At 68.8% G+C, this 641-nt stretch carries 1 pseudogene; it reads left to right on the top strand.

Features of this window, described 5'->3' with window-relative positions:
* Window positions 1–641, top strand: a pseudogene (locus EOA33_RS37735) (glycine dehydrogenase (aminomethyl-transferring)); the annotation flags it as partial.

Raw genomic sequence — 641 nt, forward strand, 5'->3', positions numbered from 1 at the left:
GCCGAGATCAGCCAGGGCCGGCTGGAAATGTTGTTCAACTTCCAGACGCTGGTCACCGAACTGACCGGCCTGCCGGTGGCGTCGGCTTCGCTGCTCGACGAAGCCACCGCCGTTGCCGAGGCCGTCGGCATTGCCCTTCGCCATCACCGCGACAAACGCACCAAGGTGGCGATTGCCGGCACGCCGCATCCGCAGACGCTGGACGTCGTGCGCACCCGCGCCGAGCCGCTCGGCACAGAGGTCGACGGCGAGACGATCGACGACAACACCGCCGCGCTGCTCGTCTCCTGGCCGGACACCTTCGGCGTCTATGGCGACCACAAGGCGGCGATCGAGAAAGCCCGCGCCATCGGCGCGCTGGTCATCTTCATCGCCGATCCGCTTGGCCTGACGCTGACCGATGCTCCGGCCAAACTGGGCGCCGACATCGCCGTCGGTCCGATGCAGCGCTTCGGCGTGCCGATGGGCTTCGGCGGCCCGCACGCCGCCTATTGCGCCGTCTCCGACAAATTGACCCGGCTGATGCCCGGCCGCCTGGTCGGCCAGTCCACCGACAGCAAGGGGCGTCCCGGCTACCGGCTGGCGCTGCAGACGCGCGAGCAGCATATCCGCCGCGACAAGGCCACCTCCAACATCTGCAC

Origin of the sequence: Mesorhizobium sp. M4A.F.Ca.ET.050.02.1.1 (assembly GCF_003997725.1) — a bacterium.
GTDB lineage: Bacteria > Pseudomonadota > Alphaproteobacteria > Rhizobiales > Rhizobiaceae > Mesorhizobium.